Annotated in this window: 20 protein-coding genes; 14 read left to right on the top strand and 6 right to left on the bottom strand. The window is 53.4% G+C overall.

Features of this window, described 5'->3' with window-relative positions; genetic code table 11:
* Positions 1 to 16: 16 nt before the first annotated feature.
* The 4 genes from OGV69_RS00550 (at position 17) to fucO (ending at position 4,628) form a co-directional block, all read left to right on the top strand.
* Positions 17 to 1,597 carry an FGGY-family carbohydrate kinase gene (locus OGV69_RS00550; RefSeq protein ID WP_227408999.1) on the top strand — a complete coding sequence of 527 codons (1,581 nt, stop codon included), beginning with the start codon at positions 17 to 19 and terminating at the stop codon, positions 1,595 to 1,597.
* A 66-nt stretch (positions 1,598 to 1,663) separates the two neighbouring features.
* Complete coding sequence (locus OGV69_RS00545) at positions 1,664 to 2,662, top strand: LacI family DNA-binding transcriptional regulator (protein ID WP_069324535.1); 999 nt, start codon at positions 1,664 to 1,666, stop codon at positions 2,660 to 2,662.
* Positions 2,663 to 2,804: 142 nt separating this feature from the next.
* Positions 2,805 to 3,452 (top strand): L-fuculose-phosphate aldolase, encoded by a 648-nt coding sequence (fucA, locus tag OGV69_RS00540; protein ID WP_003034062.1) that lies wholly within the window; start codon positions 2,805 to 2,807, stop codon positions 3,450 to 3,452.
* A 27-nt stretch (positions 3,453 to 3,479) separates the two neighbouring features.
* The gene (fucO, locus tag OGV69_RS00535; protein ID WP_069324536.1) at positions 3,480 to 4,628 is read left to right on the top strand and encodes a lactaldehyde reductase; all 1,149 of its coding nucleotides are present in this window, start codon (positions 3,480 to 3,482) and stop codon (positions 4,626 to 4,628) included.
* 81 nt (positions 4,629 to 4,709) lie between these two features.
* On the opposite strand, the gene xni is transcribed toward fucO, so the two are convergent.
* From xni to queF, 5 genes are all read right to left on the bottom strand, one after another.
* Entirely contained in the window at positions 4,710 to 5,465 is a 756-nt protein-coding gene (gene xni, locus OGV69_RS00530) for a flap endonuclease Xni (protein WP_038633235.1), read from the bottom strand.
* A 170-nt stretch (positions 5,466 to 5,635) separates the two neighbouring features.
* Positions 5,636 to 7,003, bottom strand: coding sequence for an L-serine ammonia-lyase (locus OGV69_RS00525; protein WP_069324537.1), 1,368 nt, complete (start codon positions 7,001 to 7,003; stop codon positions 5,636 to 5,638).
* A gap of 53 nt (positions 7,004 to 7,056) precedes the next feature.
* Complete coding sequence (locus OGV69_RS00520) at positions 7,057 to 8,346, bottom strand: HAAAP family serine/threonine permease (RefSeq protein WP_069324538.1); 1,290 nt, start codon at positions 8,344 to 8,346, stop codon at positions 7,057 to 7,059.
* 561 nt (positions 8,347 to 8,907) lie between these two features.
* Positions 8,908 to 10,272 (bottom strand): nucleotide 5'-monophosphate nucleosidase PpnN, encoded by a 1,365-nt coding sequence (gene ppnN / locus OGV69_RS00515; RefSeq protein WP_038633231.1) that lies wholly within the window; start codon positions 10,270 to 10,272, stop codon positions 8,908 to 8,910.
* A 113-nt stretch (positions 10,273 to 10,385) separates the two neighbouring features.
* Complete coding sequence (gene queF, locus OGV69_RS00510) at positions 10,386 to 11,234, bottom strand: NADPH-dependent 7-cyano-7-deazaguanine reductase QueF (protein ID WP_069324539.1); 849 nt, start codon at positions 11,232 to 11,234, stop codon at positions 10,386 to 10,388.
* Positions 11,235 to 11,302: 68 nt separating this feature from the next.
* Between queF and syd the strand changes: the two genes are divergently transcribed.
* The 8 genes from syd to OGV69_RS00470 all read left to right on the top strand — a co-directional run bounded on the left by syd (position 11,303) and on the right by OGV69_RS00470 (position 19,688).
* Positions 11,303 to 11,848: a SecY-interacting protein gene (gene syd / locus OGV69_RS00505; protein ID WP_069324540.1), complete on the top strand. Its 546-nt coding sequence runs from the start codon at positions 11,303 to 11,305 to the stop codon at positions 11,846 to 11,848.
* A gap of 632 nt (positions 11,849 to 12,480) precedes the next feature.
* Entirely contained in the window at positions 12,481 to 12,810 is a 330-nt protein-coding gene (locus OGV69_RS00500) for a YqcC family protein (RefSeq protein WP_069324542.1), read from the top strand.
* Complete coding sequence (gene truC / locus OGV69_RS00495; RefSeq protein WP_069324543.1) at positions 12,810 to 13,592, top strand: tRNA pseudouridine(65) synthase TruC; 783 nt, start codon at positions 12,810 to 12,812, stop codon at positions 13,590 to 13,592. Before OGV69_RS00500 ends, truC begins: the two co-directional genes overlap by 1 nt.
* A gap of 19 nt (positions 13,593 to 13,611) precedes the next feature.
* On the top strand, positions 13,612 to 14,061 hold the full coding sequence (locus OGV69_RS00490) for a flavodoxin (protein WP_038633219.1): 450 nt from the start codon (positions 13,612 to 13,614) through the stop codon (positions 14,059 to 14,061).
* Positions 14,062 to 14,406: 345 nt separating this feature from the next.
* Positions 14,407 to 15,759 (top strand): galactarate/glucarate/glycerate transporter GudP, encoded by a 1,353-nt coding sequence (gene gudP / locus OGV69_RS00485; RefSeq protein WP_069324544.1) that lies wholly within the window; start codon positions 14,407 to 14,409, stop codon positions 15,757 to 15,759.
* 2 nt (positions 15,760 to 15,761) lie between these two features.
* The gene (locus OGV69_RS00480; RefSeq protein WP_069324545.1) at positions 15,762 to 17,102 is read left to right on the top strand and encodes an enolase C-terminal domain-like protein; all 1,341 of its coding nucleotides are present in this window, start codon (positions 15,762 to 15,764) and stop codon (positions 17,100 to 17,102) included.
* A gap of 20 nt (positions 17,103 to 17,122) precedes the next feature.
* Entirely contained in the window at positions 17,123 to 18,463 is a 1,341-nt protein-coding gene (gudD, locus tag OGV69_RS00475; RefSeq protein WP_038633210.1) for a glucarate dehydratase, read from the top strand.
* Positions 18,464 to 18,545: 82 nt separating this feature from the next.
* Positions 18,546 to 19,688: a glycerate kinase gene (locus tag OGV69_RS00470; protein WP_069324546.1), complete on the top strand. Its 1,143-nt coding sequence runs from the start codon at positions 18,546 to 18,548 to the stop codon at positions 19,686 to 19,688.
* Positions 19,689 to 19,729: 41 nt separating this feature from the next.
* Here the strand turns inward: OGV69_RS00470 and barA are convergent, their stop codons facing one another.
* Positions 19,730 to 22,486, bottom strand: coding sequence for a two-component sensor histidine kinase BarA (barA, locus tag OGV69_RS00465; protein ID WP_038633206.1), 2,757 nt, complete (start codon positions 22,484 to 22,486; stop codon positions 19,730 to 19,732).
* A gap of 57 nt (positions 22,487 to 22,543) precedes the next feature.
* Here barA and rlmD point away from each other — a divergent pair, with 57 nt between their 5' ends.
* Together rlmD and relA are read left to right on the top strand one after the other, a co-directional pair.
* The gene (gene rlmD / locus OGV69_RS00460; RefSeq protein WP_038633202.1) at positions 22,544 to 23,842 is read left to right on the top strand and encodes a 23S rRNA (uracil(1939)-C(5))-methyltransferase RlmD; all 1,299 of its coding nucleotides are present in this window, start codon (positions 22,544 to 22,546) and stop codon (positions 23,840 to 23,842) included.
* 100 nt (positions 23,843 to 23,942) lie between these two features.
* A complete protein-coding gene (gene relA, locus OGV69_RS00455) occupies positions 23,943 to 26,177 on the top strand; it encodes a GTP diphosphokinase (RefSeq protein WP_042310708.1) in 2,235 nt (744 codons plus the stop codon).
* The last annotated feature ends 45 nt before the right edge of the window (positions 26,178 to 26,222 follow it).

Raw genomic sequence — 26,222 nt, 5'->3', positions numbered from 1 at the left:
ACGTCAGGGAGTTACTATGAGCAGTGGATATTTCCTCGGTGTGGATGTCGGCTCTGCCAGTGTCAGGGCGGGTGTGTTCGATGCCAGCGGCAAACGTCTGGCCTTTGCGACACGCCCTGTCTCGCAGTTTCGACCCGGCCCCGATCGGGTTGAGCAGTCATCTGCAGAAATCTGGCAGCAGGTTTGCGATGCGGTTAAGGGGGCAGTATCGTCATCCGGGATCTGCATTGAGGATATCCGTTCACTGAGATTCGATGCCACTTGTTCATTGGTGGCTCTCGACGAGCAGGGGCAGGGCCTGGCGGTTTCACCAGGCGAACCATCAGACCATAACATCATCATGTGGATGGATCATCGCGCGGTGCAGGAAGCTCAGCATATTAACGCTACGCAGGATCCGGCTCTGCGTTACGTTGGCGGTGAAGTCAGCGTCGAAATGGAGCTTCCCAAGGTGCTGTGGCTAAAAAAACACTTTCCTGCAACCTGGCACAGTGCGCATCGTTTTTACGATTTGGCTGACTATCTTGTCTGTAAAGCCACCGGGAGTGACGTTGCCGGTCTGTGTACGCTGACCTGTAAATGGAACTATCTGGCCCATGAACAACGCTTTAGCCACTCTCTGCTCGACGCCGTAGAGTTAACGGATTTAACGGGCAAAATCCCGTCGCATATTCTTCCGCCAGGCGCCGCTGTGGGAACGCTTAGCGCCGATGCGGCCCAGGCGCTGGGGCTGACGACGGCAGTTGTCGTCGCCAGTGGGATGATTGATGCCCATGCAGGCGGTTTGGCGCTTGCTGGCGTTGAGCCTACGGGAACGTTAGCGTTGATTAGCGGAACGTCAAACTGCCATATGCTGTGCAGCGAACAGGAAATTTATACGCCGGGCGTATGGGGACCGTATTGGTCTGCCATGCTGCCTGGTTACTGGTTGACGGAGGGAGGGCAAAGCGCTGCTGGGGCATTGGTCGACTGGACGCTCCAGGAATCAGGCGCGAGTGCCGAGCTATTTCATAAGGCCGAGGCGCGGGGTTGCCATCCGATCGTTTTAGTCAACGAATGGGTTGCGGAACTTGAGAGGAAGGAGTTTGAACCTGGTCGTTATTTGCATGTGCTGGCCGATCACCATGGCAATCGCTCCCCCCGCGCGCGACCCGATGCACGGGGCAGCGTCTGCGGCTTGACTCTTGAGCGAGGCGAGATGCAGGTGGCTCGCCTGTACCTGGCGACGTTACAGGCGATTGCCTGCGGCACGCGGCACATTATGGAAGTGATGCGTGAAAACGGCCATACCATTTCCCGACTGGCGCTGTGCGGCGGCGCAACGCATAACCCGTTGTGGATGCGGGAATATGCCGATGCTACCGGATGCGATATTCATCTTATGCAGGAAGAAGATGCAGTGACGTTAGGGGCAGCTATCACCGGCGCGGTAGCAAGCGGCGCGTGGGCGAATATTCCATCTGCATGCCAGGCGATGGTTCGCTCCGGCGAGATTATTAAGGCTAATCCGGCACGGCGGGACTTCTATGACCGCAAATACCAGGCTTATCTGATGATGTGGGATCAGCAGCAGGCGATTAATCAACTTATGCAGTAAGACAAAAGTTTAAAATACTTTTATGATTGGAGATTGACGTTTTTGGATGTGGACTGGGGCATATAAATGGCTAAAACAGTAGAACAGATAGCCAGCGATCTGAATTTATCGGTTACGACCGTACGACTGGTGCTGAACGGGAAAGCAGAGCAATATCGAATCAGTGTCAAAACCCAAACGCGTATTAATGAATATGTTGAGCGCTATGGTTACGTCATAAACCATTCAGCCCGTAGCCTGAAATTGAATAAAACGGATACATTGGGACTGATTGTTCCCAATATTTCCAACGTTTTTTTTGCCACTCTCGCCGAGAAACTTGAGCAACGCTGTCGTCGCTCCGGTTATCAGTTAATGATTAGCTGTACCTATGATGATGTTGATTACGAAAATAAATTGACCAAAGCGTTAATCGCTCGCAATGTTGATGGCCTTTTTATTGTTCCCTCTACATTGGAGAATCAGCAACACCATTTACGCCAGGTCAGAAAACCGATGGTGTTACTGGACCGTGATTTTAAGTATACCGATAACGCATTGGTTGAAAGTCATAATATTTTAGGCGGCGAAAAGTTGACGCAAAGTTTGTTTGATGCCGGAAAGGCTCCAATCTGGTTTTTAGTCGGAGATACCGGATTACCCAGTATTGGCGATCGTCTGCAAGGTTACCTTAATTCTTTGAAGAATAATAGTATTCATCACCGTGTTTGGGTGCGAGAAGGTCCTGACAACACTCCTGAAGGTGGCTTTCAACTGATGGATAGATTGATTGGTGAACAGGGGCGGCCACAGGCGTTTATAGCCTCATCATTACCCGTACTGGAAGGTGCTATTAACGCTATTCGCCATCGTTTCGGCACAATTCCACCTGATATTAATATTGGCACATTCGATGAACATCCGATGCTGGGATTCCTCGCCAATAATGTCTGGTCAATGCAGCAGGATGAAAATGTTTGGGCGGAAAAAGCATTCGATATGATGATGAGTGCCATAGACGACCAACCTATTAAAGAAACTGTAAAAGTACCGATGAAACTTATTAAGCGCGTAAGACAACAATAATACGTTGCTATAAATAAATCGGCCAACTGGATCTGAATAAACACATTCAGTGGCTGCCCATATCTGAAACCTGACCCGTCTTACTCTGCGGCTACATTTTTCGCAATTAAAGACGAGGAGAAACTGTACCCGGAGAATCATTATGGAAAGAATGCGTTTGTCACGAGAAATCATTGAAACCTGTCTTGAAATGACCAGTCTTGGATTAAATCAGGGGACGGCGGGAAATGTGAGTGCGCGATATGAGAATGGGATGTTGATCACGCCCAGCGGTATTCCTTATGAAAGACTTACTGAAAACATGATCGTGTATGTAGATAACGACGGGAAATATGATAAAGGTCAGTTACCCTCCAGCGAATGGCGTTTTCACCTGGCGGCTTACCAGACGCGTCCGGACGCCAATGCGGTCGTCCATAACCATGCTGTGCATTGTACGGCCGTTTCGATTCTCAACCGTCCAATTCCGGCAATCCATTACATGATTGCGGCGGCGGGGGGAAACTCTATTCCGTGTGCGCCTTATGCGACGTTTGGTACACGAGAGCTGTCAGAGCATGTGAGCGTCGCCCTGAAAAACCGTAAGGCAACGCTTTTACAGCACCATGGGCTGATTGCTTGTGAAGCGAATCTGGAAAAAGCACTGTGGTTGGCGCATGAAGTGGAAGTTCTGGCGCGCCTTTATCTGAGCACCCTGGCCATTGTTGATCCGGTTCCGGTGTTGGACGATGAGGAGATCGCTATTGTGCTGGAGAAATTCAAATCTTACGGATTACGAATTGAAGAGTAATTTCGCATAGCGAAAAGGAGAAATACGATGGCGAACAGAATGATTCTGAACGAAACGGCATGGTTTGGCCGGGGAGCTGTTGGTGCATTGACCGATGAAGTCATCCGTCGTGGTTATCGCAAGGCGCTGATTGTGACCGACGAAAACCTGGTGCGGTGCGGTGTTGTCGAGAAGGTGACGTCCCGGATGGATGACGCGGGTCTGGCGTGGGACATCTATTCAGGTGTTATACCTAACCCAACCATTGCGGTGGTGCAGGAAGGATTGGCGGTCTTTGAGCAAAGTGGCGCAGATTATCTGATAGCCATTGGCGGAGGCTCCCCGCAGGATACCTGTAAAGCGATTGGCATTATCAACAATAACCCTGAGTTTGCGGATGTACGCAGCCTCGAAGGGTTATCCCCGACGCGCTGCCCGAGCGTGCCGGTTATGGCTATCCCAACCACAGCAGGGACGGCGGCGGAAGTGACCATTAACTACGTGATCACGGATGAAGAAAACCGGCGTAAGTTTGTTTGTGTCGATCCACACGATATTCCGCAGGTGGCGTTTATCGATGCTGACATGATGGACGGCATGCCTGCGGCGTTAAAAGCGGCCACGGGTGTGGATGCCCTGACCCATGCCATTGAAGGATACATCACGCGCGCGGCGTGGGCGCTTACCGATGCGCTGCACATTAAAGCGATTGAAATTATTGCCGGGGCTTTACGCGGATCGGTCGCGGGCGACAGTCAGGCGGGGGAAGCGATGGCGCTGGGCCAGTATGTGGCGGGAATGGGTTTTTCCAACGTTGGTCTGGGATTAGTTCATGGCATGGCGCACCCGCTGGGCGCGTTTTATAACACCCCGCACGGCGTTGCAAATGCCATTTTGCTGCCGCATGTGATGCACTATAACGCCGAATACACCGGGGAGAAATTCCGCGATATCGCCCGGGTGATGGGCGTGAAGGTTGAAGGACTGACGCTGGCAGAAGCACGGAAAGCGGCGGTGGATGCGGTATTTGCCCTTAACCACGATGTTGGGATCCCGCGGCACCTGCGCGATGTTGGCGTACGCAAAGAGGATATTCCTGCGCTGGCGCAGGCTGCATTTGATGATGTCTGTACCGGGGGAAATCCGCGTGAAGCGAGCCTGGGCGATATCGTTGAGCTGTACCATACCGCCTGGTAATCACCCGGCGTTTATCCGGCCTACAGGGTTGTACGATAAGTAGGCCGGATAAGGTGTTTACACCGCCATCCGGCAATAACACTACCGAGCCAGCCGTAGCTGCTGTAAATTCCCGTCGATATGTAAGTCCGTTTGCAGTCGTGCGATATCGCGACACAGAAACGCCATTTCTTTATGCATCTCAAGCTTCTTGCGCCACTTTTCCGGCACCTCATCAAGATGCGCGTAAATCCCTTCCAGCGTTGGAAACTGCGTCAGCAATTGTGTGGCGCTTTTGGGGCCAATACCTGCCACGCCAGGAACCTTTGAACTACCGATCCCGGCCAGCCCCCAGTAATCGGGCAGTTGTTGCGGCAGCACGCCAAATTCTTTCTCAATGAACGGTGCGTCCAGCCAGCGCTTCTGAAAATAGTCGCGAATACGCAGCGTCGGGGAGAGCAACTGACAGTAGCCTTTATCGGTGGAGACGATGGTGGCCTGGTGTCCCGCCTGGCAAACTTTAACCGCCAGTGTGGCGGCTAAATCGTCGGCTTCATTACCGCTGGAGACCCAGCAGCAGACGCCGCGCTGTTCAAAAGCGGCGCGTAAGGCGGGCATTTCCTGATGCAAGTCATCTGGCATCGGTGGACGACCGGCTTTGTAATCAGGCAGTCTTTGGTGACGCCAGCCGCTATTGCGCGCTTCATCATCAAATACCGCCACGGCGTGCGTGGGCTGACTGTGCACAATTAATTGATCGAGCGCGTGCTGGCACGTCTCCACGCAGGGAGATCCCTGTACGGCGTGAATGCGGCGGATAAGATTCAGTGCATCGACAATAAGTAAGTGGACGGCCACGGTGTTCTCCCTAACAAATCAGGCTGTAGGGTAACATTCACGGCGGGGGGAGGCGAGCATTGCGAAATAGTGCTATCCGTAGGCCTGATAAGCGAAGCGCCATCAGGCAATAAAAGCCGGATGGCGGCGAGCGCCTTATCCGGCCTACAGATCCTAAAATGTGCTGAGAATTAATCGCAGGAGACAATCTTCATCGCCAGACCGCCGCGAGAGGTTTCGCGGTATTTGGCATTCATGTCTTTCCCGGTTTCGTACATGGTCTCGATGACTTTATCGAGGCACACGCGCGGTTCGCTGGTACGGCGCAGCGCCATACGCGCGGCGTTAACCGCTTTGACCGAAGCAATGGCATTACGCTCAATGCACGGTACCTGAACCTGGCCGGCAACCGGATCGCAGGTCAGACCCAGGTTGTGTTCCATACCGATTTCCGCCGCGATGCATACCTGCGTTGGACTACCGCCCAGCAGTTCAGCCAGACCGGCAGCTGCCATGGAGCAGGCTACGCCAACCTCTCCCTGACAGCCGACTTCGGCGCCGGAGATAGAGGCGTTCATCTTGTACAGTGAACCGATGGCGCTCGCGACCAGCATGTAGCGTGCCAGCGAGTTAGCGTTCACTTCGCGGATAAACTTGTCGTAGTAAGCCAGCACGGCAGGAACAATCCCGCATGCGCCGTTGGTTGGCGCGGTAACCACACGTCCACCGGCAGCGTTTTCTTCATTCACGGCCAGCGCGAACATGTTGATCCAGTCAACAACCGCCATCGGGTCGGTGGTGGTTTTGTCCTGGCTTACCAGCATACGCCGTAGCGCCGCCGCACGACGCGGAACGCGCAGTTTACCCGGCAATACGCCTTCGGTGGTGATACCGCGCTCAATCCCGCTACGCATCACTTCCCAGACGTTGGCAAAGTGCTGTTCCAGCTCTTCTTTGCTGTGCAGCGCCAGTTCGTTTTGCATCATCAGGCCGGAAAGCGACAGGCCGGTTTCCTGGCAATGACGTTGCAAATCCGCCGCAGATTTATACGGATACGGTACGTTTACCGGAGCGCTGTTCGGTAAACCAAAGTGTTCTTCATCAACGATGAACCCACCGCCAATGGAATAGTAAGTCTGGCTGTAAATAGCTTTTTCGCCCGCCAGTGCAGTAATACGCATCCCGTTTTCGTGCAGGGACAGATTGTCCGTATGGAAATTCATGCACTTGTCGACCGGGAATTCGACCTCATGTTGACCGTCCGCCAACAGCAAACGCCCATGAGTGTTCACATCCTGGATAAAGGCCGGGATGGCATCAATGTCTACGGTATCCGGCAGATTACCCGCCAGACCCATAATAATTGCGATATCGGTATGGTGGCCTTTCCCCGTCAGGGACAAAGAACCATAAACATCAACCACTACGCGGGTTATGTCAGTGAGGATTCCGCGTGCAATCAGGTCATCCGTGAATTGTTTGCCTGCTTTCATCGGGCCAACAGTATGGGAGCTGGAAGGGCCAATGCCGATTTTGAAAATATCGAATACGCTAATCATGAGGCGTCCATTGTGTATCGAGGTGCGCCGCCCCGGGGAGCGGCGCAGGGGAATTAACTGAACAGAGAGTAGGAAATTGCGGAGATAGCGATCAGGCCCATAATTACAACGAAGATGTTGCTGATATGGCCGCTGTATTTACGCATTGCCGGTACTTTCTGAATGGCATACATCGGCATCAGGAACAGAATCATCGCGATGATTGGGCCGCCCAGGGTCTCAATCATACCGAGGATGCTTGGGTTCAGCGTCGCCACAATCCAGGTGGTTACCAGCATGAACAGTGCAGTGATTTTGTTCAGTTTGTTGATTTCGATGGTTTTGCCTTTGCCGCGCAGAGACTTAATCACCATACCGTTGAAACCTTCACGTGCGCCCAGGTAGTGGCCGAGGAAGGATTTGGTGATAGCGATCATCGCGATGATTGGCGCCATCCAGGCGATAATCGGCGCGTTGAAATGGTTCGCCAGGTAAGACAGGATAGAGATGTTCTGCTCTTTCGCTGCAGCCAGATCCGCCGGGGTCAGGCTCAGTACACAGCTGAAAACGAAGAACATAACGGTCAGTACCATCATGATGTGAGCGAATGCCAGGATTTTGGAGCATTTCTTCTCAGCGTCATCACCGTACTCTTCACGCTTCGCCACGGCGAAGGAGGAGATGATCGGAGAGTGGTTGAAGGAGAACACCATTACCGGAATCGCCAGCCACAGAGTCATCCACAGACCGTTGCCGGTAGAAGCCGCAGAGTCAAAAGAGAGTGTTTCCAGCGCCGCGCCGCTCCACTGAGGGATCAGGTACAGAGCCAGCAGCATCAGGGCAGCAACAAATGGGAATACCAGGATGCTCATCGCTTTCACGATCATCTGCTCACCGAAGCGCACGATGGTCATCATGCCGACAATCAGGATCAGAGACAGGATGGCACGCGGCGGCGGAGTAATCGCCAGCTGGTGGGTCAGGAAGCTTTCAACGGTATTGGTGATTGCTACGCTGTAAACCAACAGAATCGGGTAGATTGCGAAGAAGTAGAGCAGGGTAATCAGTTTACCTGCGCCAACGCCAAAGTGTTCTTCTACAACTTCAGTAATGTCTTCACCCGGGTTTTTACCGGACAACACGAAGCGGGTCAGGCCACGGTGTGCAAAGAAGGTCATTGGGAAGGCAAGGATTGCCATGATGATCAGCGGGATCATACCGCCTACACCTGCGTTAATCGGCAGGAACAATACACCCGCGCCAATCGCCGTGCCGTAAAGGCCCAGCATCCACATGGTATCCGTCTTGCGCCATGCGCTGCGGGTCTGGCCCGTAACGATAGTGCTGGTTTGAGTGTTTTCCATCTATTTCTCCTGGAGGAAGCTTAAAAAGTCGGGTTTGGGGTCAATCCAATGAGAAAGAACCCGACTGTAAATCGAAATTCGTTGAGCGATTTTTTATATAATTTTTCGCCGTAATAATTTGCGGGCGGAAAGATACATTTTAGTAATGAATGTATCAGTGATCGCGATCCCAAATGCAATAATCCACCTTTTATGTGGATAAATTTGGACCATTAATCTGTTAAAAAATAGTCAAAGCGAATTTACGGGCGCAGAGGCTAACATTAACGACATATCTCATGAAAGCGAAGGCGCGAAGATACGAGCGTTGCGCTGTAAAAACTGTTGTTTTTAGAGGATTTTGGCGACTAATAATAATTTCCTGAGATAAATAACGGTTGGTTTTTGGAGGTAATCGTTTGCGTGGCGCGTGATTTTTAACGACATATCATTGGTATTTATATAATCGTCTGAGCTATGTGACTGGTATCACTAAAAAAGCCGGGAAGCGACTGCGCCAAACCCGGCTTTGATATGGACAAAACTGTCACCACGATAGCGTCTGCTATCGGGTGTTGAAGGTCAGGCGCAGATCTCGTAGCAAGGGATGTACGCGGAGCCTGGCAACTTCATACGATGCTGCGCAACGAATCCCTGCAGGAGATCGTCCATGCGGCGCATCATTTCGCGGTCACCGTGGATTTTGTACGGGCCAAACTCTTCGATGGCGCGAATGCCAACCTCCTTCACGTTACCGGCCACAATACCCGAGAATGCACGACGCAGGTCGGCCGCAAGAACTTCAACGGGTTGATCCGGATACAGTTTCAGGTTAGCCATGTTTTCATGGGACGGCTCGAACGGCATCTGTAAATCAGGTGCGATACGAATCGACCAGTTAAAGCTGTAGGCGTCTCCGGTGTCGCGACGGTTCTCTTTTACCAACGGCATCGCTTTTTTCATCAAGCGCGCAACTTCCGCCGCATCGTCAATGATAATGCGATAGTGTCGGCGGGCATCTTCCCCCAGCGTGTGCACGATAAACTCGTCCAGCACGCGGAAGTAATCGGCGCTCTCTTTTGGTCCGGTCAAAATCAGCGGTAGCACCTGATCTTTATTCGCCGGGTTCATCAGGATCCCCAGCAGATACAACAGCTCTTCCGCAGTCCCGACGCCACCCGGGAAGATGATAATACCGTGGGCGATGCGCACGAACGCTTCCAGACGTTTTTCAATGTCTGGCATGATGATCAGTTCGTTAACCAGCGGGTTAGGCGGCTCAGCGGCGATGATTGACGGTTCAGTCATACCAATAAAGCGGCTGTCTTTGTAACGCTGCTGGGCGTGACCGACCGCTGCGCCTTTCATTGGCGCTTCCATCGCTCCCGGACCGCAGCCGGTACAGATGTTCAACTCACGCAGGCCCAACTGGGTGCCGACGCGACGCGCATACAGGTATTCATTTTCGTTGATTGAGTGACCGCCCCAGCAGACGACCATGTTCGGCGCTTCACCGACATGTAGCGCCCGGGCGTTACGCAGGATCGAGAACACCAGGTTGGTAATATGCACTGAACTTTCGAGATCCAGATGCTGAAAACGACCCGCGTTATGGATCTGAGCATTGACGAACAGAATGTCGCGCAGCACGGCAAACAGGTTGGCCTGCAGCGCACGAATGATGCGCCCATCAACAAACGCATCTTCAGGCGGGTTAATCAGCTCCAGCTTCACGCCCCGTTCGCGGCGCAGCACGTTAATATCGAAATTTTCAAAGCGGGACAGCAGTTCTTTGCTGTTGTCGGTTAGACTACCGGAGTTCAGAACGGCAAGTGAACAGTTACGAAACAGTTGATACAGGTCGCTGCTGGCCGTGCGTTTAAGTAATTCGACTTCCAACTGCGACAACATGTCCATTGAGCCAAGTGGGCTAATATGTGTAATCAAGTAGACTCCTTATGGGACGCAAAACGTCATTCCCTGGTAGTTACAATAGCCCTGGCTGATGGCCTTTCACAACCTTGCGCGCGGAATCCGACACGCAAAATTGAGAAAAAAGATTACTGACGTACCAGTCGGCCCGTAGCTGGCGTGAAATCGGTATTGGTGCGCCATGGGTTAATGTCCAGACCGCCACGCCGCGTGTAGCGCGCGTAGACGCTCAGTTTCTCCGGTTGGCAGAAGCGCAGAATGTCATTGAAAATACGCTCCACGCACTGCTCGTGAAATTCATTATGGTGGCGGAAGGAGACCAGATAACGCAGCAGCTTCTCCCGGTCGATTTTGCGTCCGCGATACTGAATTTGTATGGAGCCCCAGTCGGGCTGGTGGGTGATCAGACAGTTGGATTTCAGCAGGTGACTGACCAGCGTCTCTTCCACCGCTTTCTCGCCGCTCACGGCATTTTCCAGATATTCAGTGCTGAACTGGTAGTTATCAATGAAGATATCCTGATTATCGATACAGGCGCCGTTAAAGTGGGCGATCGGTTGTCCTTCCAGTTCGTCAAGGCGGTATAGCGCCACGCTGACATCGCCCTGAGCGCAGGCGCGCAGATCGTTTTCCAGCGTCTGGCGTACCGCCTCCCAGGAGTCAAAACGCGTCTGGTTAAAACTGTTCAGGTACAGCTTAAAGCTTTTCGATTCAATCAGATTTACGCTGGTGTAATCCAGCTCCACATGACCGACCGCAACCTGCGGTAAGCCGTTAGCATTCAGCCATGACAGTTCATACAGCGTCCAGATGTCGGCACCGTGGAAAGGCAAATTATCGGCCTTTAAATCCAGCGGGTCGCGGTTGAGGCTGCGCGGAACGCCCTGCAACAAACTGGCATCGTAATTGTCCCGGTAATCCGTTGATTTACCGAGAGTCAGGCCGTCAAGCGCCCGATGATTTTCATAAGAAGACATGTTTCACCGTCATAAACCAGATACACTATGCGACAAGTGTATCCTGGCTTTTGTGAAGAGAGAAATCAGTGGACGAATTGACAGCGCAGGCGTTGACAGCCTTTACGACGCGTTATTGCGACGCGTGGCATGACAAAAACAACAGCTGGCCGCTCAGCGAAGAGCTGTATGGCGTACCTTCACCATGCATCATTTCTTCCGCTAACGATGCGGTTTACTGGCAACCTCAACCTTTTGTCGGTGAAAAAAACGTCAATGCGGTTGAACGTGCCTTTGACATTGTGATACAACCTGCCGTTCATGCTTTTTACACCACCCAGTTTGCCGGGGATATGCACGCGCAGTTTGCGAATGAAAAGCTGACGTTGCTGCAAACCTGGAGTGAGGATGACTTCAGGCGCGTCCAGGAAAACCTGATTGGTCACCTGGTTACGCAAAAGCGACTCAAGCTCTCGCCTACGCTTTTTATTGCCACGCAGGACAACGAACTTGATGTCATCTCGGTGTGCAATCTGTCCGGTGAAGTGTGCAAAGAAACGCTGGGAACCCGTCAACGAACGGTGCTGGCGGCCTCGCTTGCGGAATTCCTCACTCAACTTAAGCCAGTTCTGTAATCCAGTTTGCCCTCAATCGTGTGAGATATCTCTTACAAACCCTGTAGGACATTGCCAGGTAATAAGTGAAGGCTTAATGAATTGAAAAACTAATAATTACTTATAATTCAATCTGTTAATATTTTATTGTCAACTTTCATATGAAAATTATCTTAAGGGTATGTCTGTAGGTATCTTGTAAGACAAAGCGAAACAGGCGATTCTATATCCGTCGACAAGGAGTCGCACAACGAAGTGAACATCAGGATGATGGCTCTTCGGCAGGACACACCAGGATGGTGTTGCAAGGACAGGCTTCAGGATGAAGTAAAGAGGAAAGCGCGGGATGCGTTAAAGGACACCTCCAGGATGGAGAATGAGAGCCGGTCAGGATGTTCGGCGGGTCAGGATGGCCAGGACGCTTCAGGATGAAGTTTTCACATCGGGGTGGTGTGAGCAGGATGCAAAAGTTCAGGATGAACAAGGTCGCAAGACCACAGGAAAAGTTGTCACGGATGAGCAGGGAGCACCAAAAGTAGCTGGAATGCTGCGAAACGAACCGGGAGCACTGTTTTTACAGTGCTCCCTTTTTTTATTTCCTCTTCACTAATGCTATTCTTCGCGCCAGATTTTTCATCATTGAGGTTAATTTCATGACGACTCATGACCGTGTGCGCCAGCAGTTACGCGTGCTTGAAGCGCTACTGCGTGAACATCATCACTGGCGGATGGACGAGCCAGCAGAGCATCTGTTTGCCAGCACGCAGCCTTTTTGTATGGATACCATGGAGCCGGTCGAATGGCTGCAGTGGGTGTTGATTCCCCGCATGCATACGCTGCTTGATAATGCGCAGCCGCTACCGCAGGCTTTTGCCATCGCACCGTATTACGAAATGGCGCTGACGGCCGATCACCCGCAACGCGACATTCTCCTGACGGCATTGCAGGAACTGGATGCGCTATTTACAAGTGATAACGCCTGATGCTGGAGATCCTCTATCAGGACGAATGGCTGGTTGCGGTCAATAAACCTTCTGGTTGGCTGGTTCACCGCAGTTGGCTCGACCGCGATGAGAAAGTGGTGGTGATGCAAACGGTGCGCGACCAGATTGGTCAGCACGTGTTTACCGCCCACCGGCTCGACAGACCGACCTCCGGCGTGCTGCTGATGGGGCTGTCCAGCGAAGCCGGGCGGTTGCTGTCTCAGCAGTTTGAACATCATCAAATGCAGAAACGCTATCATGCGATTGTGCGTGGCTGGCTGATGGACGACGCCGTGCTGGATTACCCGCTGGTGGAAGAGCTGGATAAGATAGCCGATAAATTTGCCCGCGAGGATAAAGAGCCGCAGCCTGCGGTCACCCATTATCGCGGTCTGGCGACGGTAGAAATGCCGGTGGCGACCGGGCGCTATCCCACCACCCGTTACGGGCTGGTGGAACTGGAGCCTCAGACCGGTCGTAAGCACCAGCTCAGACGCCATTTGGCTCACTTGCGCCATCCGATTATTGGCGACAGCAAGCATGGTGATTTACGGCAAAACCGCAGCGCCGCAGAGCATTTCGGCTGTCAGCGCTTGATGCTGCATGCCAGCCAGCTTGAGCTGACTCATCCTTTCACTGGCGAGCCGTTGGTTATTCGCGCCGGGCTGGATGAGGTCTGGATGCAGGCGATGTCACAGTTTGGCTGGCGCGGACTTCTCCCGGAGAATGAAAGGGTTGAGTTCAGCGGGCTGTCAGGTCAGGATGAACAGATAGATTCTTAAGTCCCTGGAGATAAAGGTTATGGCGGAAATTGGAATTTTTGTCGGCACGATGTATGGAAACGCGCTGCTGGTTGCCGAAGAGGCCGAGGCGATTTTAACTGCGCAGGGCCATAAAGCCACGGTATTTGAAGACCCGGAGCTTACCGACTGGCAGGCATATCAGGATAAATATGCATTGGTGGTAACCTCAACGACCGGGCAGGGCGATCTGCCGGATAGCATCGTACCGCTGTTTCAGGGAATCAAAGATAGTCTTGGTTTCCAGCCTAATCTGCGTTATGGCGTCATTGCGCTTGGCGACAGCAGCTACGTTAATTTTTGCAATGGCGGCAAGCAGTTCGATGCGCTGTTACAGGAACAAAGCGCGCAGCGTGTAGGTGAAATGCTGCTGATTGATGCCAGCGAGCATCCTGAACCGGAAAGCGAATCTAATCCCTGGGTAGAAAACTGGGGCACCTTGCTTAAATAATCCTTCGCCCGCACGGGCATGCAACCCCCCATTAGAAAACCGTAGGCCGGGTCAGGCGAAGCCGACACCCGGCAATAAAACCCCAATTACGTGAACTAACTTCCATTGCTTTGGGCTTATGCCCCAAACAACTTCTCACTGCCTCCCTAATGTTGTGTTCATGCACGGTGAGGGAAAGTGGCACTCCTTCATATACTTTTCCCGTCAGTTCCCGGAATGGCAGCGAGTCAGAATAAAACGGCCCTGAGCTGTACCAAAACTGCCACACACTAACCTCTCATTCTGATCACCCTACAGGTGCTGTACAGAATGAACTGGCGCAAGCCAGGATTCAGGAGTGCAACAATGAGTTCATTAAGTCAGGCGGCGAGCAGCGCGGAAAAACGCACTAATGCTCGCTACTGGATAGTGGTGATGCTGTTTATCGTCACATCCTTCAACTACGGCGATCGCGCCACCTTATCCATTGCCGGTTCGGAGATGGCCAAAGACATTGGCCTGGATGCGGTAGGCATGGGGTATGTATTCTCCGCTTTCTCATGGGCGTATGTCATCGGCCAGATCCCCGGCGGCTGGCTGCTCGATCGCTTCGGCTCCAAACGTGTTTATTTCTGGTCCATTTTTATCTGGTCCATGTTTACCCTGCTGCAGGGCTTCGTCGATATCTTTAGCGGCTTCGGTATTATCGTCGCGCTGTTTACCCTGCGCTTCCTCGTAGGGTTAGCCGAAGCCCCCTCTTTCCCCGGCAACAGTCGTATTGTGGCGGCGTGGTTCCCGGCGCAGGAAAGGGGCACGGCGGTCGCTATCTTTAACTCGGCGCAATACTTTGCCACCGTTATCTTCGCGCCAATCATGGGTTGGCTGACTCATGAAGTGGGTTGGTCACACGTGTTCTTCTTTATGGGCGGTCTCGGAATTGTTATCAGCTTTATCTGGTTGAAGGTGATTCATGAACCGAACCAGCATCCGGGCGTAAACCAAAAAGAGCTGGAGTACATTGCCGAAGGCGGGGCGCTGATCAATATGGATCAGGCGGCAGCCAAAGCTAAAGTACCGTTCAGCGTGAAGTGGGGGCAGATCAAACAACTGCTGGGTTCGCGAATGATGATCGGTATTTATATTGGCCAATACTGCATTAATGCGCTGACCTACTTCTTTATCACCTGGTTCCCGGTTTATCTGGTGCAGGCGCGCGGTATGTCCATTCTGAAAGCCGGCTTTGTTGCCTCGGTCCCGGCCATTTGCGGATTTGCGGGCGGCGTGCTCGGCGGCATTATTTCCGACTGGCTGATGCGCCGTACCGGTTCGCTGAATATCGCGCGTAAAACGCCAATCGTCATGGGGATGCTGTTATCGATGGTGATGGTGTTCTGTAACTACGTCAACGTTGAGTGGATGATCATCGGCTTTATGGCGCTGGCCTTCTTCGGCAAAGGCATCGGCGCGTTGGGATGGGCGGTGATGGCCGATACCGCGCCAAAAGAGATCAGCGGTCTGAGCGGCGGCCTGTTCAATATGTTTGGCAACATTTCCGGCATCGTCACGCCAATTGCCATTGGCTACATTGTGGGCTCTACCGGCTCGTTTAACGGCGCGTTGATTTACGTAGGGGTACATGCGCTGATTGCTGTCGTCAGTTATCTGGTGCTGGTGGGGGATATTAAACGTATCGAATTGAAACCTGTCACAGGACAATGACGATGACAACACAATCGAGTCCCGTTATTACCGATATGAAGGTTATCCCGGTAGCCGGGCATGACAGCATGCTGCTCAATATTGGCGGTGCGCATAACGCATATTTTACCCGCAATATCGTGGTGCTCACCGATAACGCCGGCAATACCGGGGTTGGTGAAGCGCCGGGCGGTGAAGTGATTTATCAGACGCTGGTGGATGCAATCCCACAGGTGTTGGGACGGGAAGTCGCGCGTCTGAATAAAGTGGTTCAGCAGGTGCATAAAGGCAACCAGGCCGCTGACTTTGACACTTTCGGCAAAGGCGCCTGGACCTTTGAACTGCGGGTTAATGCGGTGGCCGCGCTTGAAGCCGCATTGCTCGATCTGCTGGGCAAGGCGCTGAACGTTCCGGTTTGTGAACTGTTAGGGCCAGGCAAGCAGCGCGATGCGGTCACTGTGCTCGGCTATCTGTTCTATGTCGGCGATCGCAGCAAAACCGATCTGCCGTATCTGGAGAGCACACCGGGCCACCATGAGTGGTATCACCTGCGTCACCAGCAAGCGATGAACAGTGAAGCGGTGGTGCGCCTGGCAGAGGCTTCGCAAGATCGCTACGGCTTTAAAGATTTCAAACTCAAGGGGGGCGTACTGCCCGGCGAGCAAGAGATCGACACCGCTCGTGCGCTGAAAAAACGCTTCCCGGAGGCGCGTATTACGGTTGATCCCAACGGGGCCTGGCTGCTGGATGAAGCCATTTCCCTGTGTAAAGGGCTGAACGATGTTCTGACTTATGCTGAAGATCCGTGCGGTGCCGAACAGGGTTTTTCAGGCCGCGAAGTGATGGCCGAGTTCCGCCGTGCGACCGGTCTGCCGGTGGCGACCAATATGATCGCCACCAACTGGCGTGAAATGGGGCATGCGGTGATGCTGAACTCAGTAGATATTCCGCTGGCCGATCCGCACTTCTGGACCCTTTCCGGCGCGGTGCGCGTGGCACAGTTATGCGATGACTGGGGCCTGACCTGGGGCTGCCATTCCAACAATCATTTTGATATTTCGTTGGCGATGTTTACCCACGTTGGCGCCGCGGCACCGGGCAACCCGACGGCTATCGACACCCACTGGATCTGGCAGGAGGGCGATTGCCGTCTGACCAAAAATCCGCTGGAGATTAAAAACGGAAAAATTGCGGTACCCGATGCGCCCGGTCTGGGCGTGGAGCTGGACTGGGAGCAGATACAGAAAGCCCATGAGGCCTATAAGGCGCTGCCCGGCGGCGCGCGTAATGACGCAGGCCCGATGCAGTACCTGATTCCCGGATGGACTTTTGACCGTAAACGTCCCGTTTTCGGCCGCCACTAATTTTGAATAAGGATTTAAATATGAGCGCACAATTTACTACCCCCGTCGTGACCTCTATGCAGGTGATCCCGGTTGCGGGCCATGACAGCATGCTGATGAACCTGAGCGGTGCTCATGCCCCGTTCTTTACACGTAATATTGTGATTATTAAAGATAACTCTGGCCATACCGGGGTAGGGGAAATTCCTGGCGGCGAAAAAATTCGTCAGACCCTGGAAGATGCCATTCCGCTGGTGGTGGGTAAAACGCTGGGTGAGTACAAAAACGTACTGAACGCGGTACGTAATACGTTTGCCGATCGTGATGCCGGTGGCCGTGGTTTGCAGACTTTCGATTTACGTACCACTATTCATGTGGTTACCGGGATCGAAGCGGCGATGTTGGATCTGTTAGGTCAGCATCTGGGCGTCAACGTCGCATCTCTGCTGGGCGATGGTCAGCAGCGTAGCGAAGTCGAAATGCTTGGCTATCTGTTCTTCGTTGGTAACCGTAAAGCGACGCCGCTGCCGTATCAAAGCCAACCGGATGAAAAATGCGACTGGTATCGCCTGCGTCATGAAGAGGCGATGACCCCGGACGCGGTAGTGCGTCTGGCGGAAGCAGCGTATGAGAAATATGGTTTCAACGACTTCAAACTGAAAGGCGGCGTACTGGCCGGGGAAGAAGAAGCGGAATCTATTGTGGCGCTGGCGAAACGCTTTCCACAGGCGCGCGTCACGCTCGATCCCAACGGCGCATGGTCGCTGAATGAAGCGATTAAAATTGGTAAGTACCTGAGAGGATCGCTGGCTTATGCGGAAGATCCGTGCGGCGCAGAGCAGGGCTTCTCCGGTCGTGAAGTGATGGCGGAATTCCGTCGAGCTACCGGGCTGCCGACGGCGACCAATATGATCGCTACCGACTGGCGTCAGATGGGGCATACCCTGTCGTTGCAGTCCGTGGATATCCCGCTGGCGGATCCGCACTTCTGGACGATGCAGGGTTCTGTTCGCGTGGCGCAGATGTGCCATGAGTTCGGGCTGACCTGGGGCTCGCACTCTAACAACCACTTTGATATTTCGCTGGCGATGTTTACTCATGTCGCGGCGGCGGCGCCTGGGAAAATTACCGCTATCGATACCCATTGGATCTGGCAGGAAGGTAACCAGCGACTGACCAAAGAACCTTTTGCAATCAAGGGCGGTATGGTGCAGGTTCCGGCGAAACCGGGCCTGGGCGTGGAGCTGGATATGGATCAGGTGATGAAAGCGCATGAGCTGTATCAGCAACATGGACTGGGTGCACGTGATGATGCGATGGGAATGCAGTATCTGATCCCGAACTGGACATTTGATAATAAGCGCCCGTGCATGGTACGCTAAGCGAACTGGGACCGCTCCCATGAATGGGGCGGTTTTCCTCCTGGTGTATGCTTAACACAGTCAACATGCGTAAGGATGCTTTATGAAAATAGTGATCGCACCGGATTCCTATAAGGAAAGTTTGAGTGCGCTTGAAGTCGCAACGGCGATTGAACTGGGATTCCGTGAGATCTGGCCTGAGGCGGATTACGTGAAGATCCCGGTCGCAGATGGCGGTGAGGGAACGGTCGAAGCGATGGTTGCCGCTACGCAAGGCCACCTTGTGCATGTTGATGTTACCGGCCCTTTGGGCAATACAATTCAGGCTTTTTATGGTTTATCCGGCGATGAGCGCACGGCGTTTATTGAAATGGCAGCCGCCAGCGGGCTGGAGCAGGTTCCTGCTAATTTACGCGATCCGCTGAAAACCACCTCCTGGGGAACCGGGGAGCTAATTCGGCATGCGCTGGATGCGGGCGTGGAGCATATCATCATCGGGATTGGCGGTAGCGCCACCAATGATGGCGGTGCTGGTATGGTGCAGGCGCTGGGCGCAAGGTTGCTGGATGCGCAAGATGAAGATATTGCTCATGGCGCGATGGGCCTGGAATCGCTCACCCGGATTGATATCTCGCAGTTAGACCCGCGTCTTGCCGGATGTCGTATCGAAGTGGCCTGCGACGTCACTAACCCGTTGACCGGTAAAGAAGGAGCCTCAGTGGTCTTTGGCCCACAAAAGGGGGCGACGGCGGAGATGATTCCGCGTCTTGATCGGGCGCTTACGCACTATGCGCAACTGATCGCGCGCGATCTGGACGTCAATGTGCTGGAGCTGGCCGGCGGTGGCGCTGCTGGCGGTATGGGGGCGGCGCTGTATGCGTTTTGCGGCGCACAGCTACGCCGCGGTATTGAGATCGTGACGGATGCGTTACGCCTGGATGCCTGCGTTGCGGATGCTGACTTAGTGGTGACAGGTGAAGGGCGTATCGACAGCCAGACTATTCACGGTAAGGTTCCGGTTGGCGTGGCGAAGATCGCAAAGCGTTACAACAAACCGGTGATCGGCATTGCCGGTAGCCTGACGGCGGATGTCGGTGTTGTACACCTGCATGGGCTGGATGCGGTTTTCAGCGTCATCTATACCATTTGTTCGCTGGATGAGGCGCTGAAGAATGCAAGTGAGAACGTACGCATGACCGCGCGCAACGTGGCTGCGACGCTGAAAGCGGGGCAACAGTTACGCTGAGTTACAGGCCGGATGGCGGTCACGCCGCCATCCGGCGAATATCAGCCCAACAACTTCTTCGCTTCGCGGGCAACGTTGTCCATTTCATCCAGCAGCTCTAAAAACTCAGGCTCCAGCTCTTCTTCTTTGGTCCCGCTACGTAATTGTTGCTCAATGAGCTGGCACAGGTTTTTCATGCGGGGGACGCCGCTATAGCCGCAACTACCGTGCAGCTTATGAATCATATCCACCAGCCCTTCAGGGTTTTCGCCTACCAGTTGTTCTTCAATTTTGTTGCGCACCTCGGGTAGAAAATCGAGCAGCATTTGCAGCATATCCCGCGCCAGATCGTTTTTCCCTGCGGCTTGTCTTAATGCCAGTTGCCAGTCGAGCGTGGTATTCGGATTGACGACCGGCTCCGGAGGTTCAACTGCGAGCGCCCTAAGCGATGTGGCCGCGCCGGGTTTGTAGCGTAACAGGAGATTGTGCAGCTTATCTTCTTCGATAGGCTTCGCCAGGTAATCATTCATCCCGGCGCTGAGCAGCTTCTCTTTTTGCCCGGCCATCGCATGCGCGGTGACCGCAATAACTGGCGTCTGTTGTTGATGAGGCAACTGGTGGATCAGTTCGCAGGCGCGAATACCGTCCATGTCGGGCATCTGAATATCCATCAGGATCAGATCAAACGGCATCTGTTTGGCGCGATCCACCGCCTGGTGCCCGCTGTCGCAGAGTACGACGTGCTGTACCTTATCTTCCAGCAGTGCGCCGATCAGCTTGAGGTTCGCCGGGTTGTCGTCCACCGCCATAACGGTCATGGCGATTTTGCTTTCATCTGGCAATGGCTGATCCGCGCTGTAGTTCAACTGGCAATACTCTGTCAGCGCAGGCAGTAGTCGGGTTGAGGTGAGAGGCTTCAGCAGACACGCCGCCGCGCCGCCTTGTTTCAATTTCTCGGCGTTAATCTGTGCGTGACAGGGCAGGGCTAATAACAGGAAATCGGTCATCGCCGCTGCGCTTGCCAGCCGCTCATGTTGCATGGTGAGCGGTTCGCGCAACGTGACCGGAATGCCAATCAGCAGAATATCGTAGTGATCCTTCGGCAGCCCGGAGAATGAAGGGCTGTAAATCACCTCCAGCGGCGTTTCACTTAATATATCTAACGTGCATTGCGCGGCAGTGGCGTTAGGTTCGACATAAGCCAGTCGTTTACCAGCAAGGCACCGGGTTGTCGAGCGATCGATGAGAACGTTAGGGTTGAGATCGAGACTAATATGAAACCAGAAGGTGGATCCGCGGTTCGGCTGGCTATGGAAGGAGATATCCCCGCCCATTTCGTTGACCAGTTTTTGCGTAATGACCAGGCCCAGTCCGGTACCGCCGTGGCGGCGGGAAATACTGGCGTCCGCCTGACGGAAGGCCTGGAACAGGCGTGACTGATCGCGCTCAGGGATACCGATGCCGGTATCGCGGATTTGCACTTCAATTTGCACTTTCGTGTTACTGAGGGCGCGTTTCTCGACCAGAATGTCGATATTACCGCCTTCGGTAAATTTGATGGCATTGCCGACCAGATTGGTAATGACCTGCTGTAAGCGCAGCGGGTCGCCGATGACGTTGTCCGGCACATCATTCTTAATATTCAGCGTCAGCTCAAGCCCTTTATCATGGGACGAATGCGCTAACAGCGTGACGACGTCATCCAGCGTGCTGCGTAGCGGGAACGGAATGCTTTCCAGAATGAGCTTGCCCGCTTCCAGTTTGGAGAAATCGAGCACATCATTGATGATGGCCAGCAGATTGTTGGCCGATCGCTCAATCGTATTCAGGTGATCGCGTTGCGTGGTGTTAAGCTCGGTTTTCAGCGTCAGGCGCGTAAAGCCAATCACGCCATTCAGCGGGGTGCGTAGCTCGTGCGACATGTTAGCCAGAAACTCGGACTTAATTCGGGCCGCCTCCTGGGCGCGTTTTTTCGCCAGATCCAGTTCGACGTTCTGAATTTCCATCTGCTCCAGGGTTTCACGCAGGTCGGAAGTTGCCTGATCGATATTGTGCTGCATCTCTTCATGGTAGGCTGCAAGAGACATCGCCATCGAGTTGATACCGTTTTTGAGCATATCCAGCTCGCCCAGCATGAAACCTTCCACACGGCTGTCGAGCTGCCCTCTACGTATACGGTCAACGGTATTCACCATGTTGCGAATCGGGCCGGTTACGTCGCGCATCAGACGCCAGCCGAAAATTAACGCAATACCAATACAAAACAGCATCATTACGCTGGAGATAAAGATCTCTTTATATTGCTGCAGTCGAACCGACTTGAGGTCCAGTTCAAGCGCTACATACCCCAGCATATTTTGCGTATTTTTGGCGTCGCTTATGGCAGATTCATCCGGCGAATAGCTTTCCGATATAATTGGCGTTCGCAGGATCATAATATCCCCGAGCCGGGTGACGCTCAGCTTACGGGGAAACGGTGAACCGGTCGCCAGCTGCATTTCAGACGGATCGAGATGAAAATTGGAGGTGACAAACAGCCGGTTGTTCTCGTCATAGACAGAAATTGCCCGCACGATATCGGAATGGCGGCGATGCAGCACGCTGATGAGCTGGCCGATGGATTCCCTGTTTTGCAGGTTCATGCCATATTCGCTGGAGACCGCCAGTGGCTCTATGATACTGGCGCCGGCATCTTCCAGTTGACGCTGCAAGTCGTTATAGCGATGCACAACAAAAAAGATACTGAGCAGCAAACCAATCAGGACGGTCGGGGCCAGGATCAGAATCATCATGCGTGCGCGCAGGCTGTAGTTGGTCATGGAGTTCCGTTATGGGACAATTAGGGTCACACTGTTAAATAGAGAAATATCTCGTCGATGGCGCAATTCTACTCTGCAAAACGACGCGTGACGACGCGTCAGATCATAACCGTTACCGTCAATGACCTCGATCCTTTTGGTCAGGGTGTCGCTCGCCATAACGGAAAGGCGTTGTTTATACCGGAATTGCTGCCCCAGGAAAGCGCAGAGGTGGTGATTACCGAAGATAAAAAACAGTTCGCCCGCGCGCAAGTAAAACGACGTTTAAACGACAGTCCACAACGTGAAGTGCCACGTTGCCCGCATTTTGGCGTCTGTGGCGGTTGCCAGCAGCAGCACGCCAGCATCCCGTTGCAGCAGCGTAGCAAAAGCGCGGCGTTAGCGCGTTTAATGAAATGTGAAGTGTCGGATGTTATCGCTGATACCCCGTGGGGCTATCGTCGTCGCGCACGTTTGAGCCTGAACTATCGGTCAAAAGAACAAAAATTGCAGATGGGTTTTCGCAAATCCGGTTCCAGCGACATTATTGATGTCAAACAATGCCCTATTCTGGTGCCCCAACTTGAAGCGCTGTTGCCCCACATCAGGGCGTGTCTGGAGAGTTTGCAAGGGTTACGTCATCTCGGTCATGTTGAGCTGGTGCAGGCAGGGAGCGGCGCGTTGATGATTTTGCGCCACACGGCGCCATTAAGTGCTGCGGATAAAGAAAAACTGGAATGCTTTTCGCATTCTCAGGGGCTGTCTTTGTTTCTGGCCCCGCAAAGCGAGATACTGGAATCAGTATCAGAAGAATCGCCCTGGTATGACTCAAATGGACTACGGTTAAGCTTCAGCCCGCGTGATTTTATTCAGGTCAATGCAGGGGTAAACCAAAAAATGGTCGCCTGTGCGCTGGAATGGCTGGATGTGCGACCTGAAGATCGCGTGCTCGATCTGTTCTGCGGTATGGGGAATTTTACTCTGCCGCTGGCTGTGCGGGCAGCAAGCGTGGTGGGGGTTGAAGGAGTACCGGCGCTGGTCGAAAAAGCCCGGGAAAACGCGCTGAATAACGGATTACACAACGTGACATTCTTTCATGAAAACCTTGAGGAGGATGTTACCCAGCAGCCGTGGGCGAAAAACGGATTCGACAAAGTATTGCTCGATCCTGCGCGTGCGGGGGCTGCCGGTGTGATGCAACATATTATAAAATTAAGCCCTGGTCGCGTTGTTTATGTATCCTGTAACCCAGCAACGCTGGCTCGTGACAGCGACGCTTTGCTCAACGCGGGATATGCCATACGGCGACTGGCGATGCTCGATATGTTCCCGCACACTGGACACCTGGAATCGATGGTCCTGTTTGAGCGTTTGTAATGAAATTTGTACCCATTGGATTTCGGGTTGTAATGCAGCATGAAAGACAATGGGTATGGCTTGTCGACTTCGACAGGCCAGGCCCCTAAAGGAGAGGACAATGGTTGCGGTAAGAAGTGCACATATAAATAAAGCTGGTGAGTTTGATCCCAAGAAATGGATCGCGAGTCTGGGAATCTCCAGCCAGCAGTCGTGTGAACGCTTAGCCGAAACCTGGGCGTACTGCCAGCAGCAAACACAGGGACATCCTGATGCGGATTTGCTGCTATGGCGTGGCGTGGAGATGGTAGAAATACTCTCTATGTTGAGCATGGATATCGACACGCTGCGTGCGGCAATGCTATTTCCTCTGGCGGATGCCAACGTGGTCAGTGAGGACATCCTGCGCGAAAGCGTGGGTAAATCCATTGTGCATCTTATCCATGGCGTGCGCGATATGGCGGCGATACGCCAGCTGAAAGCCACGCATACCGATTCAGTCTCTTCCGAGCAGGTCGATAACGTCCGCCGTATGCTGCTGGCAATGGTGGATGATTTCCGCTGCGTGGTCATCAAGCTGGCGGAGAGGATCGCGCATCTGCGTGAAGTGAAAGACGCACCGGAAGATGAACGCGTTCTGGCGGCAAAAGAGTGCACCAATATCTATGCGCCGCTGGCCAACCGTTTGGGCATCGGGCAATTAAAATGGGAGCTGGAAGATTACTGCTTCCGCTACCTGCACCCGGCCGAATACAAACGCATTGCCAAGCTGCTGCACGAGCGTCGCATCGATCGCGAACACTATATTGAAGAGTTCGTTGGTCATCTGCGCTCAGAAATGAAAACGGAAGGCGTCAAAGCCGAAGTGTACGGGCGTCCGAAGCATATCTACAGCATCTGGCGTAAAATGCAGAAAAAGCAGTTAGCCTTCGATGAGCTGTTTGATGTGCGCGCGGTGCGTATCGTGGCGGAGCGTCTACAGGACTGCTATGCCGCACTCGGGATAGTACATACTCACTATCGCCATCTGCCGGATGAGTTCGATGATTACGTCGCTAATCCGAAACCCAACGGCTACCAGTCGATCCATACGGTTGTGTTAGGGCCGGGTGGAAAAACCATTGAAATTCAGATCCGCACCAAACAGATGCACGAAGATGCCGAACTGGGCGTGGCGGCGCACTGGAAGTACAAAGAAGGGACTGCGTCAGGCGCGGCGCGTTCTGGGCATGAAGACCGCATTGCGTGGCTGCGTAAGCTGATCGCCTGGCAGGAAGAAATGGCGGATTCCGGCGAAATGCTGGATGAAGTGCGCAGCCAGGTCTTCGATGACCGGGTTTACGTCTTTACGCCAAAAGGTGACGTTGTTGACTTACCTGCAGGCTCCACGCCGCTGGACTTTGCTTACCACATTCACAGTGATGTAGGACATCGTTGCATTGGCGCGAAAATTGGTGGGCGTATCGTACCGTTTACCTACCAGTTACAGATGGGCGATCAAATTGAAATTATCACCCAGAAACAGCCAAACCCAAGCCGTGACTGGTTGAACCCTAACCTTGGCTATGTGACCACCAGCCGTGGTCGCTCGAAGATCCACGCCTGGTTCCGTAAACAAGATCGTGACAAAAACATCCTTGCGGGCCGCCAGATCCTCGACGATGAGCTTGCGCACCTGGGCATTAGCCTGAAAGAGGCGGAAAAACATCTGCTGCCGCGCTACAGCTTCAATGAACTGGATGAACTGCTGGCGGCGATTGGCGGAGGAGACATCCGTCTCAACCAGATGGTGAACTTCCTGCAGGCGCAGTTTAATAAGCCCAGCGCTGCCGAGCAGGATGCAGCCGCGCTGAAACAGCTTCAGCAGAAAACCCAGGCGCCGCAGAGTCGCCGTAAAGACGATGGTCGCGTCGTGGTGGAAGGGGTCGGTAACCTGATGCACCACATCGCGCGCTGCTGCCAGCCGATTCCTGGCGATGAAATCGTTGGGTTTATCACCCAGGGGCGCGGTATTTCCGTGCACCGGGCCGATTGCGAACAGTTGGCAGAGCTGCGTTCGCATGCGCCGGAGCGGATTGTTGATGCGGTTTGGGGCGAAAGCTACTCGGCGGGATACTCGCTGGTGGTTCGCGTACAGGCCAACGATCGCAGCGGTTTATTGCGTGATATCACCACCATTCTTGCCAACGAGAAAGTGAACGTGCTGGGGGTTGCCAGCCGGAGCGATACCAAGCAACAGTTGGCCACCATCGATATGACCATCGAAATCTATAACCTGCAGGTGCTCGGACGCGTGCTTGGCAAGCTGAACCAGGTGCCGGATGTGATCGACGCGCGGCGGTTGCACGGTAATTAATTATTTTGTAGGCCGGATAATCTTGTAGGCCTGATAAAACGCGTT

Origin of the sequence: Citrobacter sp. Cc139, from assembly GCF_030334645.1 — a bacterium.
GTDB lineage: Bacteria > Pseudomonadota > Gammaproteobacteria > Enterobacterales > Enterobacteriaceae > Citrobacter > Citrobacter werkmanii.
The sequence above is the reverse complement of the archived record's forward strand: the minus strand, read 5'-3'. Positions and strand labels throughout refer to the sequence as shown.